The 23,151-nt window shown below is 69.3% G+C and carries 21 protein-coding genes and 3 tRNA genes; 16 read left to right on the forward strand and 8 right to left on the reverse strand.

Features of this window, described 5'->3' with window-relative positions; genetic code table 11:
• Nucleotides 1-44 precede the first annotated feature (44 nt).
• Complete coding sequence (locus A9A59_RS08365) at nt 45-4,496, forward strand: Lhr family ATP-dependent helicase (RefSeq protein WP_098503841.1); 4,452 nt, start codon at nt 45-47, stop codon at nt 4,494-4,496.
• Nucleotides 4,483-5,328 (forward strand): Fpg/Nei family DNA glycosylase, encoded by an 846-nt coding sequence (locus A9A59_RS08370; RefSeq protein WP_098503842.1) that lies wholly within the window; start codon nt 4,483-4,485, stop codon nt 5,326-5,328. Before A9A59_RS08365 ends, A9A59_RS08370 begins: the two co-directional genes overlap by 14 nt.
• On the opposite strand, the gene A9A59_RS08375 is transcribed toward A9A59_RS08370, so the two are convergent.
• Together A9A59_RS08375 and A9A59_RS08380 are read right to left on the reverse strand one after the other, a co-directional pair.
• Entirely contained in the window at nt 5,285-6,388 is a 1,104-nt protein-coding gene (locus A9A59_RS08375) for a glutamyl-tRNA reductase (RefSeq protein ID WP_165772591.1), read from the reverse strand. The two genes, A9A59_RS08370 and A9A59_RS08375, sit on opposite strands and share 44 nt — an antisense overlap.
• 22 nt (nt 6,389-6,410) lie before the next feature.
• Entirely contained in the window at nt 6,411-7,853 is a 1,443-nt protein-coding gene (locus A9A59_RS08380) for an acetate--CoA ligase family protein (protein ID WP_165772592.1), read from the reverse strand.
• 153 nt (nt 7,854-8,006) lie between these two features.
• On the opposite strand from A9A59_RS08380, the gene def reads away from it, so the two are divergent.
• The 9 genes from def (at nt 8,007) to A9A59_RS08420 (ending at nt 14,350) form a co-directional block, all read left to right on the forward strand.
• A complete protein-coding gene (gene def, locus A9A59_RS08385) occupies nt 8,007-8,507 on the forward strand; it encodes a peptide deformylase (protein ID WP_098503844.1) in 501 nt (166 codons plus the stop codon).
• A gap of 10 nt (nt 8,508-8,517) precedes the next feature.
• Nucleotides 8,518-9,867, forward strand: coding sequence for a phosphopyruvate hydratase (gene eno, locus A9A59_RS08390; RefSeq protein WP_098503845.1), 1,350 nt, complete (start codon nt 8,518-8,520; stop codon nt 9,865-9,867).
• A gap of 1 nt (nt 9,868) precedes the next feature.
• Nucleotides 9,869-10,375: a hypothetical protein gene (locus A9A59_RS14100; protein WP_165772594.1), complete on the forward strand. Its 507-nt coding sequence runs from the start codon at nt 9,869-9,871 to the stop codon at nt 10,373-10,375.
• Between the two features lie 34 nt (nt 10,376-10,409).
• A complete protein-coding gene (locus A9A59_RS14105; RefSeq protein WP_165772595.1) occupies nt 10,410-10,982 on the forward strand; it encodes a DinB family protein in 573 nt (190 codons plus the stop codon).
• Complete coding sequence (locus tag A9A59_RS08400; protein ID WP_098503847.1) at nt 10,979-11,836, forward strand: hypothetical protein; 858 nt, start codon at nt 10,979-10,981, stop codon at nt 11,834-11,836. The genes A9A59_RS14105 and A9A59_RS08400 overlap by 4 nt, the downstream gene beginning before the upstream one ends.
• A 64-nt stretch (nt 11,837-11,900) precedes the next feature.
• Nucleotides 11,901-12,323: a hypothetical protein gene (locus A9A59_RS08405; RefSeq protein ID WP_098503848.1), complete on the forward strand. Its 423-nt coding sequence runs from the start codon at nt 11,901-11,903 to the stop codon at nt 12,321-12,323.
• 66 nt (nt 12,324-12,389) lie between these two features.
• A complete protein-coding gene (locus A9A59_RS08410; RefSeq protein WP_098503849.1) occupies nt 12,390-13,316 on the forward strand; it encodes a branched-chain amino acid transaminase in 927 nt (308 codons plus the stop codon).
• Entirely contained in the window at nt 13,280-14,221 is a 942-nt protein-coding gene (locus A9A59_RS08415; RefSeq protein WP_098503850.1) for a PH domain-containing protein, read from the forward strand. The genes A9A59_RS08410 and A9A59_RS08415 overlap by 37 nt, the downstream gene beginning before the upstream one ends.
• A gap of 54 nt (nt 14,222-14,275) precedes the next feature.
• Nucleotides 14,276-14,350: transfer RNA gene (locus A9A59_RS08420), tRNA-Arg, on the forward strand.
• A 38-nt stretch (nt 14,351-14,388) separates the two neighbouring features.
• Here the strand turns inward: A9A59_RS08420 and A9A59_RS08425 are convergent.
• Complete coding sequence (locus tag A9A59_RS08425; RefSeq protein ID WP_278286846.1) at nt 14,389-15,363, reverse strand: threonine ammonia-lyase; 975 nt, start codon at nt 15,361-15,363, stop codon at nt 14,389-14,391.
• 171 nt (nt 15,364-15,534) lie between these two features.
• Here A9A59_RS08425 and A9A59_RS08430 point away from each other — a divergent pair, with 171 nt between their 5' ends.
• The 3 genes from A9A59_RS08430 (at nt 15,535) to A9A59_RS08440 (ending at nt 17,757) form a co-directional block, all read left to right on the forward strand.
• Nucleotides 15,535-16,452: a serine hydrolase gene (locus A9A59_RS08430; protein ID WP_133117566.1), complete on the forward strand. Its 918-nt coding sequence runs from the start codon at nt 15,535-15,537 to the stop codon at nt 16,450-16,452.
• 338 nt (nt 16,453-16,790) lie between these two features.
• Complete coding sequence (locus A9A59_RS08435; RefSeq protein WP_098503853.1) at nt 16,791-17,114, forward strand: antibiotic biosynthesis monooxygenase family protein; 324 nt, start codon at nt 16,791-16,793, stop codon at nt 17,112-17,114.
• The gene (locus tag A9A59_RS08440) at nt 17,107-17,757 is read left to right on the forward strand and encodes a class I SAM-dependent methyltransferase (RefSeq protein WP_181950231.1); all 651 of its coding nucleotides are present in this window, start codon (nt 17,107-17,109) and stop codon (nt 17,755-17,757) included. Before A9A59_RS08435 ends, A9A59_RS08440 begins: the two co-directional genes overlap by 8 nt.
• Here A9A59_RS08440 and A9A59_RS08445 read toward each other — a convergent pair.
• From A9A59_RS08445 to A9A59_RS08460, 4 genes are all read right to left on the reverse strand, one after another.
• Nucleotides 17,726-18,814 carry an ABC transporter ATP-binding protein gene (locus A9A59_RS08445; RefSeq protein ID WP_098503854.1) on the reverse strand — a complete coding sequence of 363 codons (1,089 nt, stop codon included), beginning with the start codon at nt 18,812-18,814 and terminating at the stop codon, nt 17,726-17,728. The two genes, A9A59_RS08440 and A9A59_RS08445, sit on opposite strands and share 32 nt — an antisense overlap.
• Nucleotides 18,807-19,490 carry a molybdate ABC transporter permease subunit gene (modB, locus tag A9A59_RS08450; protein ID WP_098503855.1) on the reverse strand — a complete coding sequence of 228 codons (684 nt, stop codon included), beginning with the start codon at nt 19,488-19,490 and terminating at the stop codon, nt 18,807-18,809. Before modB ends, A9A59_RS08445 begins: the two co-directional genes overlap by 8 nt.
• Nucleotides 19,491-19,495: 5 nt before the next feature.
• The gene (gene modA, locus A9A59_RS08455; RefSeq protein WP_165772596.1) at nt 19,496-20,332 is read right to left on the reverse strand and encodes a molybdate ABC transporter substrate-binding protein; all 837 of its coding nucleotides are present in this window, start codon (nt 20,330-20,332) and stop codon (nt 19,496-19,498) included.
• 396 nt (nt 20,333-20,728) lie between these two features.
• Nucleotides 20,729-21,355, reverse strand: coding sequence for an NUDIX hydrolase (locus A9A59_RS08460; protein ID WP_165772597.1), 627 nt, complete (start codon nt 21,353-21,355; stop codon nt 20,729-20,731).
• A gap of 92 nt (nt 21,356-21,447) precedes the next feature.
• On the opposite strand from A9A59_RS08460, the gene A9A59_RS08465 reads away from it, so the two are divergent.
• Both A9A59_RS08465 and miaB read left to right on the forward strand, forming a co-directional pair.
• Nucleotides 21,448-21,537, forward strand: a tRNA-Ser gene (locus A9A59_RS08465).
• Between the two features lie 17 nt (nt 21,538-21,554).
• A complete protein-coding gene (gene miaB, locus A9A59_RS08470) occupies nt 21,555-22,847 on the forward strand; it encodes a tRNA (N6-isopentenyl adenosine(37)-C2)-methylthiotransferase MiaB (RefSeq protein ID WP_098503858.1) in 1,293 nt (430 codons plus the stop codon).
• A gap of 161 nt (nt 22,848-23,008) precedes the next feature.
• Here miaB and A9A59_RS08475 read toward each other — a convergent pair.
• Nucleotides 23,009-23,082, reverse strand: a tRNA-Gly gene (locus A9A59_RS08475).
• Between the last annotated feature and the right edge of the window lie 69 nt (nt 23,083-23,151).

Raw genomic sequence — 23,151 nt, forward strand, 5'->3', positions numbered from 1 at the left:
GCGAACATCTGTTCGGTACCGGGTAGTTCTGGCACAATCGTCCCATGGTCAGGTCCCCGGCCGCCGACCCCCTCGCAATCTTCAGCCCGGCCACCCGGTCCTGGTTTACCTCAGCCTTTGCCCGGCCGACGCGCGCACAGGAGCTTGGCTGGCAGGCAATCGCGACCGGCGAACATACGCTCCTTCTCGCGCCGACTGGGTCGGGGAAGACGCTCGCCGCGTTCCTTGCCTGCCTCGACCGCCTCGTCCAGCGCGAACCCCTCCCGCGCGGCCGCGACGGGCGCCCGGTGCGACCCGGTGTGAGCGTCGTCTACGTCTCGCCGCTCCGGGCGCTTTCCTACGACATCGAGCGGAACCTCCGCGCGCCGCTCGCCGGCCTGCGCCTCGCAGCCCTGCGCGATGGACGACCCGACCCGGAAATCGACGTCGCAGTGCGGACCGGCGACACGCCTGCCCGTGAACGCGAAGACCTCCGCCGCCATCCGCCTGACATCCTGATCACGACGCCCGAATCGCTCTATCTGATGCTCACCTCGGCCGCCCGCGAGGTCTTGGCTACGGCGGAAACGGTCATCATCGACGAAATCCACACCCTGGCAGCCACGAAGCGCGGGGCGCATCTTGCGCTGACCCTTGAGCGCCTCGAACGGCTCACCGGGCGGGAGTTTCAGCGCATCGGCCTCTCTGCGACGCAGCGCCCGCTCGACGAAATTGCCCGGTTTCTCGGCGGCGACCGCCCGGTCCGCATCGTCGACGCTGGCAGCGGCCGCCCGCTCGACCTGCAGGTCGTGGTTCCGCTCGAGGACCTGAGCCGGCCGGCGGAATTCGCCGGTCCGGTCCCGGAAAGCGAACTGTCCCCGGAGCAGCGAAGCTCAGTCTGGCCCGCCTTCTACCAGGAGATCCTCGAACAGGTCCGGGCACACCGATCGACGCTCATCTTCGTCAACAACCGCCGGCTTGCGGAGCGCATCGCAGCCCGGGTCAACGAACTCGCCGGGGCGGAGCTCCTCCGCGCCCACCACGGCTCCGTCGCGCGCGAACAGCGGCTGGCCATCGAAGAGGAGCTGAAGGCCGGCCGCCTGCCGGGTATCGTCTGCACAAGCTCGATGGAGCTGGGCATCGATATGGGTGCGGTCGACCTCGTCATCCAGGTCGAATCGCCGAAATCGGTCGCCAGCGGTCTCCAGCGCGTCGGGCGGGCAGGCCACCAGGTGGGCGCAGTCAGCCGGGGCAGGTTCCTGCCGAAACACCGCGGCGACCTCCTCGAATGTGCGGTGGTGACCCGGCGCATGCGCGAGGGCCTGATCGAGGAAACCCGGGTCCCGAAAAATCCACTCGATGTCCTCGCCCAGCAGATTGTCGCGGCGTGCGCCGTCGAGGAGTTCAGCATCGAAGATCTGCTCGGGATGGTCCGCCGGGCGTACCCCTTCGCTTCGCTGAGCCGTGAGCAGCTCGAAGGCGTCCTCGCGATGCTGGCCGGCCAGTACCCGTCGGATGAGTTCGCCGAGCTTCGCCCGCGCATCACCTGGGACCGCGAGACCGGCACCATCAGCGCCCGCCGTGACGCCCGGACCCTTGCCATCGTCAACGCAGGGACCATCCCCGACCGCGGCCTGTACGGCGTGTTCCTCGGAGATGGGGGACCGCGTGTCGGCGAACTCGACGAGGAGATGGTCTACGAAAGCCGCCCGGGCGAAACGTTCGTCCTCGGCGCGAGCACGTGGCGGATTGAACAGATCACCCGCGACCGCGTGATCGTTTCACCGGCCCCTGGGCAGCCGGGCAAGATGCCGTTCTGGCGGGGCGATGGTATCGGGCGGTCCGCAGAGCTCGGCGAGGCGGTCGGCGCCTTTACCCGTCAACTCGAGCGGTTCCGAAGCCCGGACGAGGCCATTGGCTGGCTCACCACAGAGGCCGACCTCGACGAGCGCGCCGCCCGGAACCTCGTCGACTACCTCGTCGAAGAGCGCGAGGCCACCGGCTGTCTTCCGACCGACCGCCGCATCGTGGTCGAACGGTACCTTGACGAACTCGGCGACTGGCGGGTCGTTATCCTCTCGCCGTACGGCGGCCGCGTCCACGCGCCGTGGGCGATGACGATCGAGGCCAGGCTTGCGGAGGCCGGCTTCCCGGAGTCGCAGGTCATCTGGGGTGACGATGGCATCGCCATCCGGCTCGGCGGCGGCGAGGACGTCCCGCCACTCGATGTGTTCTTCCCGGCCCCCGACGAGCTCGAGGACCTCCTCCTCTCGCGCCTTGGTTCGACCGCGCTGTTCGCCGCCCGCTTTCGCGAGAACGCCGCGCGCGCGCTCCTGCTCCCGCGCCGCAGGCCCGGCGCGCGCTCGCCCCTCTGGCTCCAGCGGCTCCGCGCAGCCAACCTCCTTGCGGTTGCCAGCCGGTACGGCTCCTTCCCCATCATCCTCGAGACCTACCGCGAGTGCCTCCAGGATGTCTTTGACCTCCCCGCGCTCCATCGCCTGCTCCAGCGGGTGCAGCAGCGCGAGGTTGAGGTGCGCGAAGTGGCCGTTCGCGATGCCTCGCCCTTCGCCCGCTCGCTCGTCTTCGAATACGTCGCCGCTTTTATGTACGAGGGCGATGCCCCACTGGCCGAGCGGCGGGCCCAGGCGCTGACACTCGACCGGTCGCTCCTCCGCGACCTCCTCGGCGAGGCCGACCTGCGCGACCTCCTCGACGCGCGCCTCATCGACGAGGTCGAACTCGAGCTCCAGGCCCTGGCGGCGACCCGGAAACCAGCCGATGCCGACACCCTCCACGACCTCCTCCGCCGCCTCGGCGACCTTACGGCCGACGAGGTTGCGGCCCGCATCGCCGAGCCCGGGCTTGCCGGTGCGCTGCTTGCCGAACTCGCTCGCTCCGGCCGGGTCTGCGCCGTCCGCATCGCCGGCGAAGATCGCTGGATTCCCGCAGAAGATGCGGCGCGCTACCGGGATGCACTCGGGGTTGCGCTGCCGCAGGGTGTGCCGGGCGCGTTCGCGCCCCCTGCCGAGGGCGCACTGGCGTCGCTCCTGGCGCGGTACGCCCGCACCCACGGACCCTTCGACACCGGGCAGCCCGCCTCCCGCTGGAATCTGCCCGTCGCCCTCGTTGCCGATACCCTTCGGCAGCTCGAACGGGAGGGCCGCGTGGTCGCCGGGACGTTCAGGCCGGGGACCGGCGGCTCCGAGTGGTGCGACGTGGGGGTGCTGCGGACCATCAAACGGCGCGCCATCGCCCGCCTGCGCGAGGAAGTTGAGCCGGTCGACGCTGCGACGTACGCGCGCTTCGTCGTCGGCTGGCACGGCCTGCTTCGGCCCCGCCGCGGATTGGATGCGCTCCGGGATGCCATTGCCCAGCTCGAGGGGTACCCGCTCCCCGCATCGATGCTCGAGCGCGTGATACTGCCCGCGCGGGTCGAGGACTACACACCAGCGATGCTGGATACGCTCTGCGCCACCGGCGAAGTCGCATGGTTCGGGGCCGGGCGGCTACGGTCCGAGGACGGGAAGGTTGTGCTGGCGGCCCGTGAGCGCTTACCAGCCTTCGTCCCGCCCGCTCCCGAACCGCCGGACGACCCGCTTGCCCGGGCAGTCCTCGACCTCCTGCGTCAACGCGGCGCCCTCTTCTTCACGGACATCGTCGCCGCTACCGGCGCCCCGCTGCGGGACGTCCTCGGAGTGCTCTGGGACCTCGTCTGGGGCGGGTTCATCACCAACGACACGCTCGCTCCACTCCGCGCGTGGGCGCGGCGCGGCCGGGATGGCGCAGCCCCCGGCGGCCGCCTGCGCGGCCTTCCCCCGGAGGCCGCCGGTCGGTGGTCTGTCCTCCCGCCCCCGCTCGGCCGGACCCGGGCGCTCCACGCCTGGGCCTCCGCCGTGCTCGAACGCCGCGGCGTTGCGGCCCGCGAGGCGGTGAACGCTGAGGCACTCCGCGGCGGGTTCTCGGCGCTCTACCCGGTCTTCCGCGAGATGGAAGAGCGCGGCCGCGTCCGGCGCGGATATTTCGTCGAAGGACTTGGCGGCGCCCAGTTCGCACTGCCCGGCACCGTCGACCGCATCCGTGCGGAGCGGGAGCCCGCGGACCGGCTGCAGGCCGTTATCCTTGCCGCGGTCGACCCGGCCCAGCCCTACGGCGAGCTGCTGCCCTGGCCCGCGGCTGGCGATGCCGCCGCCCGCGGACCTGCCCGCACTGCCGGGAACTTCGTGATCCTGGTGGATGGCCGGCCCGTGCTCGCCCTCGAGCGGTGGGGAAAGTCGCTCCTGCAGCTGCCGGCTGATGACCCCGACGGCGAGGAGCGGCTGGATGCCGCGCTCGACTGCCTCTGCCGGGCCGCCCCATGGCTCGCCCCGCGCGGCCTGGCCATCGAACGCATCGACGGGGCGCCCGCCGCCGAATCCCCGCTGGCGGAGCACCTCGCCCGGCGCGGCTTCGCAGCAGGCTACCGGGGCCTCACGCTCCGCCCAGCTGCTCTGGGGACCATGACCTATGCCCGAGGGTGACGCCCTCTACCGGTTCGCTGGCCGGGTCCACGGCGCCCTGGCCGGGAAGGTGATCCGAGCCGCGCGATCGCACGGCCCCGGGCCGGTTCCGCAGGTGGAGCGGCTGATCGGTGCGACCTGCCTGGGTGCCCGGTCCGTTGGGAAGAACCTCGTGATCGAGTTCGATAACGGGCTCTCGCTCCGCGGCCACCTGCGGATGTACGGCACCTGGCACGTCTACCGGCCGGGCCAAAGGTGGTCCCGCCCTGAGCGGGAGGCCCGCCTCGTCCTCGAAGTCGACGACGCCGTCGTCGTCAACTTCAGCGCGCCCGTGGTCGAGCTGCTCGAAACACGCGCGCTTCCAGTCTACCGGCCGCTTGCCGGTCTCGGTCCCGACCTCCTCGCCGAGGAGTTCGATGCGGCCGAGGCGCTTGCGCGGTTCCGCGACCCGCTCCGTGCCGACCTCACCATCGGCGACGCGCTCATGGACCAGCGGGTGATGGCCGGGGTCGGCAACATCTGGAAGCACGAAACGCTCTTCCGCTGCCGCCAGTACCCGTGGGCCCGCGTCCGGGACCTGAGCGACGAGCAGCTGCTGAAGCTCATCGAGACGGCCCGCAACCTGCTGCTGGCCAGCGTCGGCCGGCCGAACGCCTTCGGCCTTCAGCGCAGGCCGGCGATGTACGTCTACATGCGCGCAGGCCAGCCGTGCCGTCGCTGCGGCACCCGGCTCCGCTCCGCGCGGCAGGGGGTTGATATCCGCTACACCACCTGGTGTCCGACCTGCCAGGCGCCTGCTGCCGGTTCGGTCAGCGCACCGCCGCCGCCGGAGGCTCCGCACCGGCCGGGGTGATATGGGACTCGAGCGCTGCAGCGAGCCTGAGCGCCCGGTCATACGCGCGCTCCCGGCGCAGCTGCTCGGTGAGGTCATGAAACTGCCGATTGACCGCCGAGCGCAGGGTCCGGTCGAGGGCATCACGGTCGGCCGTGGGCTGTTCCGCCAGGGCGGCGGCAAGCGCTGCCTGGCGCACGCGCTCGAGGGCCAGGCGGAATCGCCCAATCGGGTGCTGGGAGTCCTCAGTAACCCGTGCCAGCCGCCGGTCGACTGCTGCCCGGACTGCCTGCGCCAGGCGGGACCGCAAGGCGACCGCGTGAGGCCTGCGGGATTCGTCTGCCAGGAGGTCGGCGAGCCGGATAACCATCCCGGCGGGTTCTCCGGTGAAATTCCGCGGAGTTCCCAGGTCGATCGCGAGACGCGCCGGGGGCAGCGCCTCGAGCCGGACCGCGCCGGCGCCGGACCCGAGACAGCCGGCGAGGACGTCGACCGGTCCCAGCCCGGAAACGTTTGCCAGCGGCAGGAAGGGGACGCCAATCTCCGGGTCGCGCCGGCCTGCGAGCAGGACCTCGAATCCGAGTTCGCGCCCGCGCGCGGCGATGAGCCGACCCATCGCGCCCGTGCCGAGCACCAGCAGCCGTCCGCCGGGCTGAGCCTGTGCCGTGGCCAGGGCCCGGTCGAGCAGGTGGCCGGCATGGCTCCGCTTGGGAAACGCCCGGCGGGCGTCGCGGGCTGCGGCCAGCGCCACATCTGCGGCAGCCCGGAGCGGCCCGCGCGTCCCGCGGAAGGCAGCACGAACCTGCCCCGCGATCTGCGCCTCGCCGATGACCACCGAATCAAGCCCGGCCGCAACACCCGCGAGCCGCTCGAGCGCCGCCAACCCTTCGAGCCGTACCGGAGCGCCGCATTCGCACGGTTCGAACCCGTACACCTCCAGCCGCTGGCAGCTGGTCACGATGGCGGCGCCGGGGTGCGCGGTCCGTACATCGCCCTCGAGGGCAGCCATGGTGACAGCGTCGAGCGAGACGACTCGCCAGGCGCAGACGCGGAACCCCAGGAGCCAGGAGGGGCCTTCCATTTGTCGAGCAAGTCTATCAACTTCAGGGAGTTGGCGGAATGTCGCCCCGCATTCGCTGCCAGCGCAGCAGGTGCCCGAGGGCAACCCCCGCCCGCGCGATCGACGGGTAGGTGGCCAGGCCTGCCCGCCAGCACAGCTCCTGGAAGTCGAGCGACTGCTGGAATCCCTCGACGTTCGTGGCCGGGCGGATCGCCACCACGACCGGCTTGCCAGATTCGCGCTGGACCCGCCCGAGCGTTTCCGCCTGGCGCGCCATCCGGGTGCGCACGTCGCCCACGCGTGCCATCGGGCCGGTGCCGAAGCCGGTGTGGTAGAGGATGACGTCGACGTTCGGGGCCTCGGCCACCGGCCGGAAGGTGGCCTCAAACCCCTCGTCCTCCCAGACCGAGGTCGTGTCGATCGGGTTCCGGATGCTCGTGCCAGCCTCGTCGGTGACCTTTGCCAGCGCTTCCTGCGTCTCGGGCAGGAGCTGAGGGAGCACCAGCCCGGCGGCAGCGAGGTCATCGGCGGCCAGCACACTCGCGCCGCCGCCTCCGCCGACGACGACGATATTCGGCCCGCTGAGCCGCTTCACGAACTGGAAGGTCACGGCCATGTCGGTCAGCTCTTCGAGGCTCTCGACCCGGATGGCTCCCGCCTGCCGGCACAGGGCGTCGAACACCTGGAGCGAACCGGCGAGCGAGGCGGTGTGGGAGTTCGCGGCCCGGGAGCCCGCCTCAGTCCGCCCGCTCTTGAGGATGACCAGCGGCTTCAGGGCCGCCGTCCTCCGGATCACGCGCGCCAGCCGGGGCCCGTCCTGGATACCTTCGAGGTAGGAAACGATGATGCCCGTCTCCGGGTCGTCGGCGAGGTACTCGAGGAAGTCGGCAGCCTTGAGGTCAGCGCCGTTGCCGAAGCTGATGACCTTGGAGCAGCGCACGCCCCGCGGCGTGGCGTACCGCACGAACTCGCCGGCGTTCATCCCGGATTGCGAGACCATGCCCACCGGTCCCGGCTCGGGCGGCTGGCCCGGCATCATCGCCAGCCGCGAAGCCGGCACGTAGAGCCCCATGCAGTTCGGCCCGATGATGCGAATCCCGGCCTCGCGCGCCCGGGCGACGATGGCCTGTTCCATCTTGGCCCGCTCCGCATCGCCGGTCTCGGTGAACCCGGCCGTGAACAGGTGGAGCACCCGCACGCCCTTCGCGATGCAGTCCTCGAGGAGCTGCGGCACAAACCGGGCCGGGACCGAGGAAATGACGTAGTCCACATCGTCGGGGATATCACGGAGCGACGGGTAGCACTTCAGGCCGCGTATCGCCGGCGCCGTCGGGTGGATGAGGTAAATCGGCCCGCGAAAGCCGATTTCCTGCAGCGAAGCCACAAACCCCCCGCCGCCAAACCCGGCGCCCTCCTTCGCCGAGACGCCGGCGATGGCGATGGACTTCGGGTGGAAGATGAAATCGAGGGCGGGGGCGTCTGGCACGTCGCTTCTCCGGGTGGTTCTTGGCGCACGAAAGCCCGGCTCGGGCCGGGCGGGCAAAGTCTACCAGAGGTCCGTCCTTGCTGCCCCCGTAGCTCCGGGCCGCGGTACACTGGCGAGCGGCGCGCAGCGACCTACCCTTGGAGCCCTGGAGACGTGGCCATCATTCCCATCCGCCGTGCGGGCGACCCGGTCCTCCGCGAGCCGGCCCGGCGCGTCCGCACCATCGACCGCTCGATTCACAAGCTCATCGAGGACATGTGGGAAACGATGTACGACGCCCCCGGCGTAGGGCTGGCTGCGCCGCAGATCGGTGTTCCGCTACGCGTGATCGTGATCGACGTGCACGACGAGCGGTACCAGCCCATCGCGCTGGTCAACCCCGAGATCGTACGGCGGGCCGGGCAGCGGACCTGCGATGAAGGTTGCCTCTCGGTCCCCGGTTTTCGCGGCCAGATCCCTCGCTCTGTGCGCGTCGTCGCCCAGGGTACCGACCCCTACACCGGCAAACTCGTCCGCATCAAGGCCGAGAACGACCTGATGGCCGAGGCGCTCGAGCACGAAATCGACCACATCAACGGAATCCTCTACATCGACTACCTCCCGAGCCCGGATGCGCTTATCCCACTGGGCGACGCGCCCGAGGTCCGGGGGTAAGGAGAACGCCATGCACATCGAACACATCGAAGCCTCGGAAGTCCTCGACTCCCGGGGCAATCCCACCCTTCGCGTGCTCGTTGCCCTGGATGACGGCACGGTCGGCGTCGCCATGGTGCCCTCGGGAGCCTCCACGGGTGCGCACGAAGCTGTCGAACTGCGCGACGGCGGCACCCGTTACGGCGGAAAGGGAGTGCTCAAGGCCGTCCGCAATGTCAACGAGCCGATCGCTGAGACGCTCGCTGACGTCGACGCGAGTGACCAGGTGATGGTCGACCGCATCCTCTGCGAACTCGACGGCACGCCGAACAAATCGCGTCTCGGGGCGAACGCCATCCTCGGGGTCTCACTGGCAGTTGCGCGGGCGGCGGCCGAATCGTGGGGTGTCCCGCTCTATCGCTACCTTGGCGGCCCAACTGCCCGCCTGCTCCCGGTCCCGATGTTCAACATTCTGAACGGCGGCAAGCACGCTCCCGACAGCACGGATTTCCAGGAGTTCATGGTGATGCCGGTCGGAGCGCCGACTTTCGCCGAAGGGCTGCGCATGGGCGTCGAAATCTATCACGCGCTGAAAGCGGTCCTTCACGATGCAGGCCACATCGTCTCGGTTGGTGACGAGGGTGGCTTTGCGCCGTCGCTGCCGGGGAACGAGGCCGCGGTCGCTGTCGTCATGCAGGCAATTGAGCGTGCAGGCTACCGCCCCGGCCAGGACGTCGTTCTTGCCCTCGACCCGGCGACTACCGAGCTCTTTGCCGATGGCACGTACACGCTCGCCAAGGAAGGCCGCACCCTGACCTCGGCCGAAATGGTCGAGCACTGGGCCGCCTGGGTAGAGAAGTACCCTATCCGCTCAATTGAGGACGGCCTTGCCGAGGACGATTGGGACGGCTGGAAGCTGCTCACGGAGCGGCTCGGCCAGCGCTGCCAGCTGGTGGGCGACGACCTGTTCGTGACCAACCCGGCGCGCATCCGGCGCGGCATCACGGGGCGGGCCGCCAACAGCGTCCTGGTCAAGCTCAACCAAATCGGCACGCTGACCGAAACCCTCGAGGCTGTCGGGGCCGCCCACCGCGCCGGCTGGACAACCGTCATCAGCCACCGCTCGGGTGAGACGGAGGATACCTTCATCGCCGACCTGGCCGTCGCCACTGGGTCGGGGCAGATAAAGACCGGCGCCCCGGCGCGCAGCGAGCGCACCGCCAAGTACAACCGCCTCCTCGAAATTGAGCGCGAGCTCGGCCGGAAGGCGGAATATGCCGGCTGGAACGCCATTCCCCAGCTCGGGCCGGCGCCTGCTCGTGAACCGGCCGCTGCCCCGCGGCCCCGGGCCCGCGCCGAGCGCCGGCGGTCGCGCCACTGACATGCACGTCATCGTCCGTTCGGCCGTCGACCGCCTGATGTACGAGCAGGCCGTCACCATCCGCCTGCTCAGCCTGGCCCCGCCCGATGCCTGGCAGCGGCCGGTACCGGCCCGCGGTACGACGGTAGCCGGGCTGGTGGGGCAGCTGGCCGCGGATGAGGAGGCGCTGGCCGGGTGGCTCGGGGATGGTATGCCTGCCGAACTCCCGTGCGCCCCCGCGGAGTCCGGGGGTTCGGCCACCCTCGATTCCGCGCTCGAACGGCTCCGCGCTGCGCTCCGTGCCGCCGCTGCCGCGGCCGGCCAGCTCCCGGAGACGCTCCCGGCCGGTCCGCTCGCAGAGCTGTGGAAGCGCGCTGCCCTCTTCACCCGCGAGCGCGATGCCCTGCTTGAGGCCCTGCCCGAGGCGGCCGACGACGCCATCGTTGCGAGGTGGAAGAAGGCCCCTGAGCCGCCTTCCGAGCCCCGGCTCGCGAATGCCCAATCCGATGCCGTTGCGCCGGGCGGGTAGAGTACGCGGAAACGACAGAACCGGAGGCTGCGCAATGAGCCAGCTGGACGCCATCGTGGCTGAACTGGATGCCCATCGCACACGGTTCGAGCACTTCTGCCTCTCGCTGACCGCGGAAGAGCTTGAGCGGCCCGTTCCGGGTTCAACCTGGCTCATCCGCGACTTTATCGCCCACCTTGCCACCATTGACGCGCCGGTTGCCGAGATGTTCCGCGCCGTCCGGCGGGGCGAAGACGCCGGCCTCCGCACTGCCGATGGCAACCGGTTCGATGTTGACGCGTGGAACGAGCACCGCGTCCGGGAGCGTCGGGAACATTCGGTCGCAGCGCTCCTGGAAGAGGCCCGGCGGGAGCGCGACCTGCTCAAGCGGGACCTCCTTGCACTAACCGACGATGACCTGGGGCGACCGATCCGGTTCGCCGGCGACACGAAACGTCCCCCGGCCACAGTATCCCTTGGCGCCTACCTCCGCGGCTGGTGCAAACACGACCCGATGCATGTGGTCGACATGTGCCGGGCGCTGCCGGGCCGGGCCGAACAGCTCGGCGCGTGGCTGGAGGACCCCGTAGTGGCCCGCTACCAGGCGGCGATGAACCCGGGACCATGAGCGCCCGCAGGATTTCGCCGCCGCGCGTCAACGGCCGGGCCGCCCGCGCTCCGCGGCCGCCCGCTGACCTGCCCGGGAGTAGCGATGCGTACCGCCAGACGTCCTTCGTCCTCGGGGAGGACGTCGCTCTCGTCCTCGAAGGTCTGGAGATCGAAGGGCAGCACGCCGAGGCCTGCGCCGGCGCGAAGTACCGAAACCGCGTAATGGCAGCGTCCTTGGGCCCGTGGTCACGCGGCTGGCTCGCACGCCTCCAGGCTCTCCATGCCCTCGAATGGGGCGACTACTCCTCGGCGGCCGTGCTGGTGCGGGCAGCAGCCGACTTCGAGGCTGCCGCGCTGTCGCACCTCCAGTCGGCGGCCGAAGAGTGGTCCGGCTGGCTGGACGGGGACGGGATCGGCGAAGCGCCCGACCTCCACGCGGCAGAATTTCGGCTTCACCCCTTCCGCTCCGCCGAGTCGCTGGCGCGCGTCCCGCCGCTGGGCGAGGTCTACCGGGAAGCTTCTGATTTCGCACTTCCACACCTTGGTGCGACTGCCCTGCTGACTGCCTCCGATTCGAACCGCGAGCGCTACCTTGCGACCTTCGGTGACCGTGACTTCCATCTCGGGCTGGCCGAGCTCATCCTCGGCTGGTTGCTCCGGCTCGGCGTGGCGCACTGGGAAGGCTTCCCGGGCGATGCGCCGCTTCCAGCGGCCCCTGAGGGTGCCGCGGCATGGTGCGGGCGCGCAGCAACGGCGCTGGCGCGCCGGGACCGCTGCCGCATCGAGCGGGTCGAGCGGGACGGTGTCGAACGGGCGCTCATCGTCAACTGGCGCCGGGAGCCGCGCTCGGCCATGAAACGCATCCTGCTGTGACAAGGTCTCGCGGGCGTCAACGGGCCTGAACGCCCGCATCCGGTGGACGGTGTACCATGCCTCCGTGCGTTCGCAATTCGTTGCCGCCGTCCTCCTCCTGGTGCTCCTGGTTGCCGCTGCGTGCGGCGGCGACGACGAGGGCAGCGAGCCCCGCGGAACCGGCAACGACACCGACTACCTCCGGGCGGTTTGCATTGGCATTGACCGCGTCACCGATGCACTCATCAGCGCGACCACGCCCGAGGCCATCGCCGCGGTCATTGAAGAATTCGCGGCGACCATGCGGCAAATCGACCCGCCGCCGGACCTCACCGAGTACAACCGGCAGTTTGTCGCCTATCTCGAGGCAGCGTTGAAAGACCCGACGTCGGTCGTTACTACACCGCCGCCGCTGCCGCCCGACGACGTCCGGCGGCGGCTGGCACAGCTCGAGCCGCAAATCCCGGAGTGCCGGGAGCCCACCTTCTTCAGCCGCGGGCTCGAGTAGGGCGCCCCGAAACGGAACGCAGGCGTATACTTTCGGAAACCCCGGGCCGCCGGGACGAGGAGACCCATGCCGACACCGTACGCGTACTTCCAGGGAAAAATCGTGCCGCTGAGCGAAGCCAAGATCGGCGTCATGACCCACGCCTTCAACTACGGTACGGCGGTATTTGAAGGGATCCGGGGAAACTGGAACGAAGAGGACCAGACGGTTTACCTCTTCCGCATGCGCGAACACTTCGAGCGGCTCCAGCAGAGCGCCAAGATCCTCATGCTCCAGATGCATGACTCGGTCGACCGCCTGTGCGAAATCGCGGTCGAGCTCGTCGAACGGAGCGGCTTCACTGAGGACGTCTACCTGCGGCCGATGGTCTACCTGTCGAGTGAGCAGCTCGGCGTGCGCCTGCATAACCTTGAAAGCGACACCCTCATCTTCCTCACGCCGTTCCCGGCCTACCTCCCCGAGGTCGCGCGCTGCCATACCAGCACGTGGCGCCGCGTCCAGGATACCGGCATCCCGCCCCGCGCCAAGGTGACGGGCATCTATGTCAACAGCGCCCTCGCCAAGACCGAAGCCAACGCCAATGGCTTCGACGAGGCCATCATGCTCAACGAAAACGGCCATGTGTCCGAGGGCAGCGGCGAGAACATCTTCATCGTGCGCAACGGTCGGCTGATTACGCCCACCCCGGCCGATAACGTGCTCGAAGGCATCACCGCGAAGAGTGTGATCGAACTCGCCCGGAACGAACTCGGCATCGAGCTGGTTGAGCGGGAGATTGACCGCACGGAGCTCTACATCGCCGATGAGGTCTTTATGACCGGCACGGCCGCGCACCTCACCCCCGTCGTCGAAATCGACCGCCGTCTCATTGGGGACGGCCGGCCCGGCCCTATCACCCAGAAGCTCAGCCAGCTCTACTACGACTGCATCCGGGGCAAGAACGAAAAGTACCGCGCATGGTGCACGCCGGCACGCATCCGCGTCGCGAACTGACTGCGACCGTTTTTCGGCCGCCCCGCGCAATGGGCGTCATCATTGGTGGCGCCTTCGCAGCCTGGGCGGCAGCCGTCGCGGTGATTGCCGGCAATATCGCGTGGGGCGCCTCGCCAGAGTTCAAGACATTTCTCGCCTGGCTCGTGGCGGCAGGCGCCTTCCTGCTGGCGTTGTTGTTCGCCGCCTGGGCCTATGCGGTAGGTTCGCTGGCCTACACCATCCGTCCAGACGCCCTCGAGATCCGCTGGGGGTGGCGCCGGGTCGTCGTACCCATCGCCTCCATCCAGCGGCTGGTCCCCGGCCGGACCCTTGAGCCGCCGGAGGTACAGGGGCTCAACTGGTGGGGCTGCCACGTCGGCGCTGGCGACGTGAAGCGTGTCGGCTACACGCTGTTCTACTCGACGCACGCTGAGCCGGAGGAGCTGCTGTACGTCGTCACCGACGGCGAGGCATACGGGCTCACGGTGCAGGACCAGGCGGCATTTGCCGAAGCGATCCAGGCTCGCGCCGCGCTCGCGCCCGTTGAAGAGCGGGGCGAACAGCGGTCGCTGCGCGTTGGGCCGGCTGCCCTTCCCCTCTGGCAGGACCGGGTTGCGCTCTGGGCTGTCGGGCTTGGCGGCGCACTCTGTGCAGTGGTCTGCGGGTACGTGTTCGCTTCCTACCCCGGGCTGCCGGAGGTCGTCGAACTCTCCTTCCCCGCCCTTGGCGGCATCGTCCGGGTGGGTGACCGGTCGGAACTCCTGGGCATCGCCTACCTCGCCGCCGCCATCTACGCCGGCAACGTCCTTGCCGGGGCGGCGCTGCACGCCTTCGAGCGCGCAGCCGGGCTCTGGCTCTTCACAAGCGGAGCGCTCCTGCAGGCCGTGCTCTTCGGAGCGGCACTTATCGCATTTGCTAATGCCTGAGGCGCCCCCTTGAGCCGTGCGCGGAGCCGCCCCACGCGATAACATGAACGGCAGGCCCCCGTAGCTCAGCGGATAGAGTGTCGGCCTCCGGAGCCGAAGGCGCAGGTTCGATTCCTGCCGGGGGTACCAGCTGCATCGCAGCATCGCCGTCCCGCGGCTGACTGCCCTTACCTGCTCCCTGCGAGGAGCGCCCCGAGCGCCCTGGGGTCCACGTTCCCGCCCGAAATGACCACGCCGACCCGGCTGCCGCGCGGAATGGCCAGCCGGCCTGCCATGAGGGCGGCCACGCCGAGCGCGCCGGTCGGCTCCACGACCATCTTTGCGCGCAGGGCGAGGAACCGCACCGCCGACCGGATTTCATCGTCCGTCGCGGTCACGACCCCCGAGACCAGCTTCGAGACAACGGCGAAAGTGAGCTCCCCGGGCTGCCGGGTCCGCGCCCCGTCCGCGATGGTCGATGGCGGGTCGATGAGCACCGGCCGGCCGGCGGCTAGGCTCTGCACCCAGTCGTCGCCGTCCGCCGGCTCTACGCCGAAGACGTTCGCTGAAGGGATGAGCGTACGAACGACCGTCGCGATGCCGGAGAGAAGGCCGCCGCCGCCCAGCGGTGCCACAACTGCCTCGAGCGGGCCGGTTTCTGCCAGCAGTTCGAGCGCCAGCGTGCCCTGTCCCGCCATGACCGCCACATCATCGAACGCCGGTACCGGTACCGCGCCGGTTTCGGCTGTGTAGTGCGCCACGAGGTCCGCGGGGAGCGCCGAGCGCCGGTCGTACAGCTCAACCGATGCGCCGTATGCCCGGGCCGCATCCAGCTTTGCCGCCGGGGCGTCGTCCGGCATGAAGATGGTCGCCCGCACGCCGAGCAGGCGGGCAGCCAGCGCCACTCCCTGGGCGTGGTTTCCGCTTGAGGCAGCCACGACCCCGCGGGCGCGCTCGCTGGCCGAGAGCTGGGCGAGCCGGTTGTAGGCTCCGCGAATCTTGAACGAACCGGTCCGCTGCTCGTTCTCACACTTCAGGAACACCCGCAGCCCTGTCAGTTCGTCCAGGTGGCGGCTCGTCGCGAACCGGGTGCGGTGCACCACGGGCGCGACCCGGTCGTACGCGCGCAGGATGTCGGCGAACTGGAGCGGCAGCGGTTCCACGGCCCCGAAGGCTACGGCCGCCTCCGCTCGATCGCCAGCGTTCCTGCGCTCGGCGCGGTATGATCGCGACGGCGGGGGCATTCCTGGGGGCAACCAATGGCCCTGCCGGTGAACCGTACCTCCCCTCCGGGCGGTCCAGCTGAACGGACACCATGGGAATTCCTGCTGGCCGTGGCCGCCGCGACCGGAGCCTTCGTCTACCTGCTCGCCGTCGTCGCCGGGCACATGGTGCCCGACTCCACCGGCGCCGGAACACGCGCCGCCGGGACGGGCGGGTCCGCCGGGCATTTGGTTGACGCTTCCCGTGCCGCCGGCCCGTCCGGCGGCGACCAGGCCGCTGCCCTTGAAGCGGCCATCCGGGCCGTCCTCACGACAGACGAAGCGGCATCCACTGGCGTCGCGGTGATGACCCCAGGAGGCGAATGGCTCGGCGGGCTCAACCCCGACCTCCCGGGATACGCCGCCAGCACCTTCAAGCTCGCCATCCTGCTGGAAGCCGAGCGACGCGTCAGCGCCGGCGTCCTCAGCTACACCGACCGCATACCGGTCACCGATGAGGCCCGCGCCGAAGACCTCGGCACCATTGACCGGTTGCCCGTCGCACCCGATGGGACAGTCTCCCTTGGCGAGGCGCTGGAGGCCATGATCACGTTCTCCGACAACGCCTCCGCGGTCGCTCTGTTGCGGTTCCTTGGCCCGGGAGAGATCGACGCTTCACTCCGCGCGCTCGGGGCTGAGCGGTTCTCAGTCAACGACCCTGGCCTCCCCACGACTGCTCGCGACCTGGCGTTCGTCCTTGCGGCCATCGCCCGCGGTGACGGGATGTCGGCGGCGCAGCGCGACCACGCCCTGGAGCTCCTTACCGCTCAGGAGGTGCGGGCCGGAATCCCCGCTGCGCTCGACGGCATGCCGGGCGTGCTCCGCGTCGGAAATAAGACCGGCACCTGGCCCGGCGCCACCCGTGATGTCGCGTTCGTGCAGACCGAGCGCGGCGCATACGTGATTGCGGTCATGGCCGAGGGCGACTGGAACTGGGAACTCGTAAGGCGGGTTGCCCGCGCGGTCCACGACCAGCTGACCGTGCGCTGACTTCCAGGTGATGGCCGCTTCGCAGCGCCTTTCCGGCATGGGGGATGGTATTTTGAACTGTGACGTATCCTCGATTGCGAGACCGGTGGAGGCGGCACCACGGCGCAGAGCCGGGCTTGAACCGCTCGGCGGCCGGTGCGGCCGCGCCCCGTGCAACAGACGCCGCCACCCCGGTTGGCCCCGTCGGGTGTTCGAAGCTTGTCTGGCCCGGCTGTCACCCTGCGGCCTGTGCTCCGGCCGCGGGTCCTCCGTCGCGGTTTCGGCGGCAGGTGAGGCTTGCGCTCCGTTCTCCGCTCCTTGGGATACACTGGCGGCAGTGCGGCACTCGGAGGTGCGTTGTGTTCATTGCGATGAATCAGTTCAAGGTGAATCCCGGGCGCGAGGCCGACTTCGAAGCCGGCTGGCGGACCCGTGAGAGCTATCTTTCCGAAGTCCCGGGCTTCATCCACTTCGCCCTGCTGAAGGGCGACGAGCCCGGCGACTACATCTCCCACACCATTTGGGAGTCGCGGCAGGCGTTCGTCAACTGGACCCAGTCCGACGCCTTCCGCAGGGCGCACGCCGGCGGCATGCCGGACGGCATCCTCGCTACCCACCCGCGCGCCCGCTTCTACGAGGCCGTGCTGGAGCAGGGTGCCCCGCTGGCGGCTTCCCGTGCCTGACGCCGCCGAAGAACTTCCCGAACTGCGCCCCGAGTACTTCGCGCGCGAGGACGAGTCCGACGACGCCCTCTTCTACCGCGAGCCCCGGCTGGTCACCCATCTCGACGACGCGGCCACGGCAGCGCTGACCGACTTTTACGGCCGCATCATCCCGCCCGGCAGCCAGGTGCTCGACCTGATGTCGAGCTGGGTCTCCCACCTCCCGGAGGAGCTCCAGCTCGGTCCGGTGGCCGGGCTCGGCATGAACCGCGTCGAGCTGGAAGAGAACCCCCGCCTGACCGAGCGGGTCGTCCAGGACCTGAACCGCGAGCCGGCGCTCCCGTGGCCGGATGCCACCTTCCACGCTGTCATCTGTTCCCTTTCAGTCCAGTACCTCACCAGGCCGGCGGAGGTCTTCGCTGAGGTTGCCCGGGTCCTGGTCCCGGGCGGCATTGTTGCCGTGGCCTATTCGAACCGATGCTTCCCTACCAAGGCGGTAGCGGTCTGGCGCGCTCTCGACGACCGCGACCATGCTGAGCTGATAGCGCTCTACCTTGCCCATGCCAGGGGATTTGGACAGCCCAGGGCATTTAACCTCAGCCCCGGACCGGGTGCGGACCCGCTCTATTGCGTCATCGCGCAGCGGGAGCCGGTGCCGGCATAACGTGCAGGTCCTCCGGCGGAAGCTCGAGTGTCCAGCTCTTCCGCGACCGGACATCGAGCACGTCGTACGGCCGCGAGGCAAGTTCGACTACTAGGCGCGGGCCTGCACCGTCTGGTTCGAAGTGAAGGATGCGGCTGTTCCCGTAGTCAAACTCCCGAACGATGCGCGCCGGCAGCGCGTTGACGGTCGGAGTGCCGCGGCGCATCACCACACGCTCCGGCCGAATCATCACGTCCACCGCCTGGCCCGGTGCCGGGTCGCCGCTCCAGCTGGCTGCCAGGCCTTCCCAGCCGGCGGCAGTGAAGACCAGCGTCGACTCGTTTCGGCGGATGACGGTGGCCGGGAACACATTCACCGCCCCCAGCAGCTCGGCTACCCGCCGGTTTGAGGGCGCCCGGAAGACCGCGTCGCGGGGCCCGGCCTGGAGCACCCGGCCGCCATCGAGGACCGCCAGCCGATCGGCGAGCAGGTGCGCCTCCCGCAGATCGTGCGTCACGAAGATGATGACGAGCTCGCGCTCCCGGGCCAGGTCGTTCAGGAGCACTCGCAAGTCCTGCCGGAGCGCCTCGTCCAGGGCCGAGAACGGCTCATCCAGGAGCAGCACCCGGTGACCGGGGGCAAGCGCCCGGGCCAGCGCAACACGCTGCGCCTGGCCTCCGCTCAGCGACCCGATCCGCCGCTGTTCGAACCCGGCCAGGCCGAATCGCGCAAGCAGCGCTGAGGTCACCGCATCCTTGTCCGCCCGGCTGTGGTCTCGCAGCCCAAAAGCAACGTTCTGGCGAACCGTCAGGTGGGGGAAAAGTGCGGGACGCTGGCCCGCGTACCCAAATCCTCGCCGGTGCGGCGGAACGGAAATGCCTGCCGCGCGGTCGAACACTGCGGCCCCCTCAACGGCAATGCGCCCCGCGTCGGGCTCGACAATCCCGGCGATGGCCCGCAGAGTGAGCGATTTCCCCGACCCTGACGGTCCGAACAGGACTGTGACACCCGGAGGCGCTTCGAGCTGGATTTCGAGCTCGAAAGCTCCGCGCTCCAGGCGAAACCGTGCCTCAAGCATCCTGGCCGTGGCTCCGCCGGACTGCGGCGTGGAGGGCGACCGTCAGGAGCGTGACCAGCACGAACCCGATGATGAGCGCAATGAGCGAAAGTTCGTTCGCAAGCCGATTGTCCCCGGCGAGGTGCGCGTCGTAGATCGCGGCCGGAAGCGTCCGCGTCCGGCCGGGGATGCTGGACGCAACAACCACGGTGGCGCCGAATTCGCCCAGGGCGCGGGCGAATGCGATGAGCGATGCCGCCACCAGCGCCGGCCAGGCCAGCGGAACGACGACGAACAGGAAAAGCCGCCACGGAGCGACAAGCGTCCGGCCCGCAAACAGGATCTCCTCGTCGAGCTGTTCAAACCCGGCCGTCGCGGTCCGTACGTAGAGCGGCAGCGAGACCACGGCTGCCGCCAGCGCTGCGCCCGGCCACGTGAAAACAAGCTGCACACCGAGGTCGTCAAGCAGGAACCGGCCCACCGGGCTTTCGCGACCCAGGAGCCAGAGCAGGTAGTAGCCAACGGCTGTCGGCGGCAGCACCAGTGGCAGAAGACTTGCCGCCGAAAGCACTTGGGCTACAGGCGGCCGCGCCCGGGCAATCAGCCATGCGAGCGGCGTGCCCACCGCGACACACGCCGCTGTGGCCGAGGCTGCGACAAGCAGGGAGATCCGGAGCGGGTCGCCCCAGGTGTCCAAACGACCTACTCCCTGGCTGGCTCGAAGCCGTAGGTTGCCAGCACCCGCTGGCCGCCGGGGTCGAGCAGGTACTGCAGCGCGCAGCGGGCGGTACGCTCGGCCTCTGTTCCCCGAATGACGACGCCCGCCTGGGTAATCGGCTCATGGAGAGCCTGAGGGACCAGCAGGTAACCGTCCGCACCGCGGCCAATCACCAGCGCAAGCGCGACGATTCCGGCATCGGCGTTCCCGTTGTCGACATATTCCACCGCCTGGCGGACGTTTTCGCCCAGGACGAGGCGGCCCTCCACCCGGTCGAGGATGCCGGCGCTGCGAAGCGCATCATAGGCGGCCCGGCCGTACGGGGCGTGGTCGGGATTCGCGATGGCGATGGTCCGATACCGGGCATCGGAGAGGTCCTCCAGTGATGACGGCAACGGCACGCCGGCCCGGGTAACGACTGCCAGGCGGCCGCGCCCATAGATCGCCGCGGAAGCCGGGGCAGCCCGACCCGAACGAACAACTTCCGCGACGTAGGACGTGTCGGCTGAAAGGAACAGGGCAAACGGTGCCCCGGAGGAAATCTGCCGCGCCAGCTGGCCCGAGGAGCCGTACGTCGTCGTCATAGCCGTCGCGCAGTGGGCCTCGATGGCGGGGCGAAGCGCCTCGAGCGCGAGCCGCAGGTCTGCCGCTGCTGCGACTGCCAGGCGCGGGGAGGACCGCTCATCGGCGGCCGCACCAGCTGCGACGTCGGTGACATACGCAACCGGCGGCCCGGCTCTGTCGCCGCCGGTGCCGCACCCGGCAATCGTAGCGAGGAAGACCAGCAACGGGATCCTGGTGACGGGAAACAGCCGCCTCACGCCACCACCCCGGCTGGCCCGGCCTGAAGTCTCCTCCCGGTTTCCGCCGCGGCAGCGCTCGCGGGCGGCACCCGGCGGCACTCCAGTGTGCCCCTGAGCGGTGCCATCCGTCCGGGCCTGCCAGCGGGAGCTGCCGTTCGACCAGGCCAGTTGCCTGGACCCGAAGCAGGGTGAACCGCCTCCTTGCCGGGTTGAGGCCTCCCCCGGGACAAGGGCTGCGTTGGAGCCGAACTCGGCAGCGCTTCGCCCTCCCACGCAACTCGAGGCAGGCCCGCAGGTCGACTGCCGCGCCCCGGGTTGGGTTTCTGAGCAGGCGAGTCTGAAAACCGGTAAGCGGTGAACGAGTGGCCCGGCCAGCTCAACACAGCCACAGCATAACCGGCGCCCCGCAATTCGCTAGAGAATCATCGGCTTGCGGCTGGTGAACTCATACAGCATCGCGGGGCGGTGCGCTCCCTGCTTCTCGAACCGCCCGGTGGGCCGCACGATGCCGAGCCCCACGACTCGTCGCCGGAAGTTCCGCTTGTCCAGCCGTTCGCCGAGGATCGCCTCGTACGTTTGCTGCATCCGAGTCAGCGTAAACCGCTCCGGGAGCAGGCTGTACACGACATTCGTGTACTCCAGCTTGTTGCGCAGCCGCTCTTCGGCATAGGCGATGACCCGGTCGTTCTCGAAGGCGGTCGGCGGCGTCGGGTGGACCGGATGCCACGCCGGGCGCCATTCGCTCTCGCTGCGCAGCCGTGTCCGCCCGATGTCGACCAGCGCGAAATACGAAACGACCACCTCTGCCTTCCCTTCGCCCAGGCGATCGAAGGTGTACAGCTGCTCCAGGAAGACATCCGAAACGCCCGTTTCGTCCTCCAGCTTCCGGCGGGCTGCCGCGTCGAGCGTCTCGCCGGGCAGGAGCAGGCCGCCGGGGAGCGCCCATTCTCCTTTGCACGGCTCCGCCGCCCGTTCGATGAGCAGAACGTTGAGGCGGTCCTGTCGGACTGTGAAGATAACGACCACAACGGCGACGGCCACGGATGGAGTGTATCCCGGCCTGCGCAACGGTCTGCCCTGCTGCTGGTGACGGTACTCCCCGGCCGGCCATACAATGAGGCTGAGGCGGCACTGGAGGGGTCGCATAGTGGTCTAGTGCGCCCGCCTGCTAAGCGGGTTCCGGGGTAACTCGGTCGAGGGTTCGAATCCCTCCCCCTCCGCCACGCTTCACCTGGTTCCCATGACCCAACGCTTCTATCTCTGGACGGTCGGTTGTCAGATGAACAAGGCGGACAGCGAAAAGCTGGCCGCCGGCTTCCTGCGCCTCGGGCTCAGGCAGGTCGACCGCATGGAACGGGCCGACATCATTGTCCTGAACACCTGCAGCGTCCGCCAGCACGCCGAAGACCGCGCCTACTCCAAGCTCGGCCGCATCCGGCAATTGAAGGCGGAGCGGCCCGGCATCAAGGTCGCTGTCATGGGCTGCATGGTCGGACTCAAGACCGACGAACTCGAAAAACGGTTCCCGCAGGTCGATGTCTTCGCCCGGCCCCAGCAGTTCGACCCGATTATGGCGCTCGTCGAAGAACCCGCCGAGGACCTCGGCGGAGAGTTCTGGCCGCGCACCTACGCCGTGCCCGAGGGGCCAACGGCGTACGTTCCCGTGGTGCACGGCTGCAACAAGTTCTGCACGTACTGCATCGTCCCGTACCGGCGCGGCCGGGAACGGAGCCGGCCGATCGATGAGATCGTGCGCGAGGTGGCCTACCTCACGGCCCACGGTGTACGCGAAGTCACCCTGCTGGGGCAAACTGTCGAGGCGTACGGACACGACCTGCCCGACCAGCCGGACCTCGGCGACCTCATGCGGGAACTGTCGAAGCTCGAACGGCTCGACCGCATTCGATTCCTCACGTCCTACCCGAAGGATATGACCCGGCCGATCCTCGAGGCGGTCGCAGAGCTGCCGAAGGTCATGGAGTGCTTCTCGCTCCCGGTCCAGGCGGGCAGCAACGCGGTCCTCGAATCGATGCGCCGCGGGTACACGCGGGAGGAGTACCTCGAGAAGATTCGCGAGGTGCGCGAGCTGATGCCTGGCGCCGGTATCACCACCGACGTCATCGTCGGCTACCCCGGCGAAACCGAAGCCGATTTCGAGCAGACGCTTTCGCTTCTCGAAGAGGTGCGGTTCGACAAAGTGCATGTGGCGGCCTACTCCCCGCGGCCAGGAACGATCGCGTGGCGCAAGCTCCCTGATGATGTGCCCGCCGATGTCAAGTCGGAGCGCCTGCACCGCGTCGAAGCACTCGAAGCCCGCATCTCGGAGGAGCTGAACCGCGCGTACGTCGGCACGGAACAGGAGATCCTTGTCGAGGGCATCCGGAACGGGCAGCCGTTCGGCCGGACCCGGACGGGCAAGCTGACGCATCTCGACGCACCGGCCCGCATCGGCGAGCTCGTCAGGGTGCGGATAGACCATGCCGGGCCGTTCTCGCTGCGTGGCACACCGGTCGACGCCCTCGCCCTCGTCTGAGGATCGCAAGCCAAATATTCCGAGAAGCGGTGGCAAACTCAGGGCACTCTGGAGCCTTGGGAGGTTCCCCGGCAACGCAGGCAGGGCCGTGGCCGTCGCACAGCAGATGGCTGTATCCCGGCTCTGTCTACCCGGTTGGGAAGTGTTCGATTCGGGGAAACTGGAGCGGGCGGCGGGAATCGAACCCGCACCTCAACCTTGGAAGGGTCGCGCGCTGCCACTACGCCACGCCCGCATCGGCCCGATGTGCTCGGGTCGCTCGGTATGATGCTACCAGACCTGCGCCCTGGGCACGCGTCCCGCA

This window comes from Tepidiforma thermophila, assembly GCF_002563855.1.
Taxonomy (GTDB): Bacteria; Chloroflexota; Dehalococcoidia; order Tepidiformales; family Tepidiformaceae; genus Tepidiforma; species Tepidiforma thermophila.

Excerpts from the sequence above, each read along its gene's own strand:
- A9A59_RS08365 (WP_098503841.1), top strand. The coding sequence starts at position 45 with ATGGTCAGGTCCCCGGCCGCCGACCCCCTCGCAATCTTCAGCCCGGCC.
- A9A59_RS08370 (WP_098503842.1), top strand. The coding sequence starts at position 4,483 with ATGCCCGAGGGTGACGCCCTCTACCGGTTCGCTGGCCGGGTCCACGGC.
- A9A59_RS08375 (WP_165772591.1), bottom strand. The coding sequence starts at position 6,388 with ATGGAAGGCCCCTCCTGGCTCCTGGGGTTCCGCGTCTGCGCCTGGCGA.
- eno (WP_098503845.1), top strand. The coding sequence starts at position 8,518 with ATGCACATCGAACACATCGAAGCCTCGGAAGTCCTCGACTCCCGGGGC.
- A9A59_RS14100 (WP_165772594.1), top strand. The coding sequence starts at position 9,869 with ATGCACGTCATCGTCCGTTCGGCCGTCGACCGCCTGATGTACGAGCAG.
- A9A59_RS14105 (WP_165772595.1), top strand. The coding sequence starts at position 10,410 with ATGAGCCAGCTGGACGCCATCGTGGCTGAACTGGATGCCCATCGCACA.
- A9A59_RS08400 (WP_098503847.1), top strand. The coding sequence starts at position 10,979 with ATGAGCGCCCGCAGGATTTCGCCGCCGCGCGTCAACGGCCGGGCCGCC.
- A9A59_RS08410 (WP_098503849.1), top strand. The coding sequence starts at position 12,390 with ATGCCGACACCGTACGCGTACTTCCAGGGAAAAATCGTGCCGCTGAGC.
- A9A59_RS08415 (WP_098503850.1), top strand. The coding sequence starts at position 13,280 with ATGGTGCACGCCGGCACGCATCCGCGTCGCGAACTGACTGCGACCGTT.
- A9A59_RS08445 (WP_098503854.1), bottom strand. The coding sequence starts at position 18,814 with ATGCTTGAGGCACGGTTTCGCCTGGAGCGCGGAGCTTTCGAGCTCGAA.
- miaB (WP_098503858.1), top strand. The coding sequence starts at position 21,555 with ATGACCCAACGCTTCTATCTCTGGACGGTCGGTTGTCAGATGAACAAG.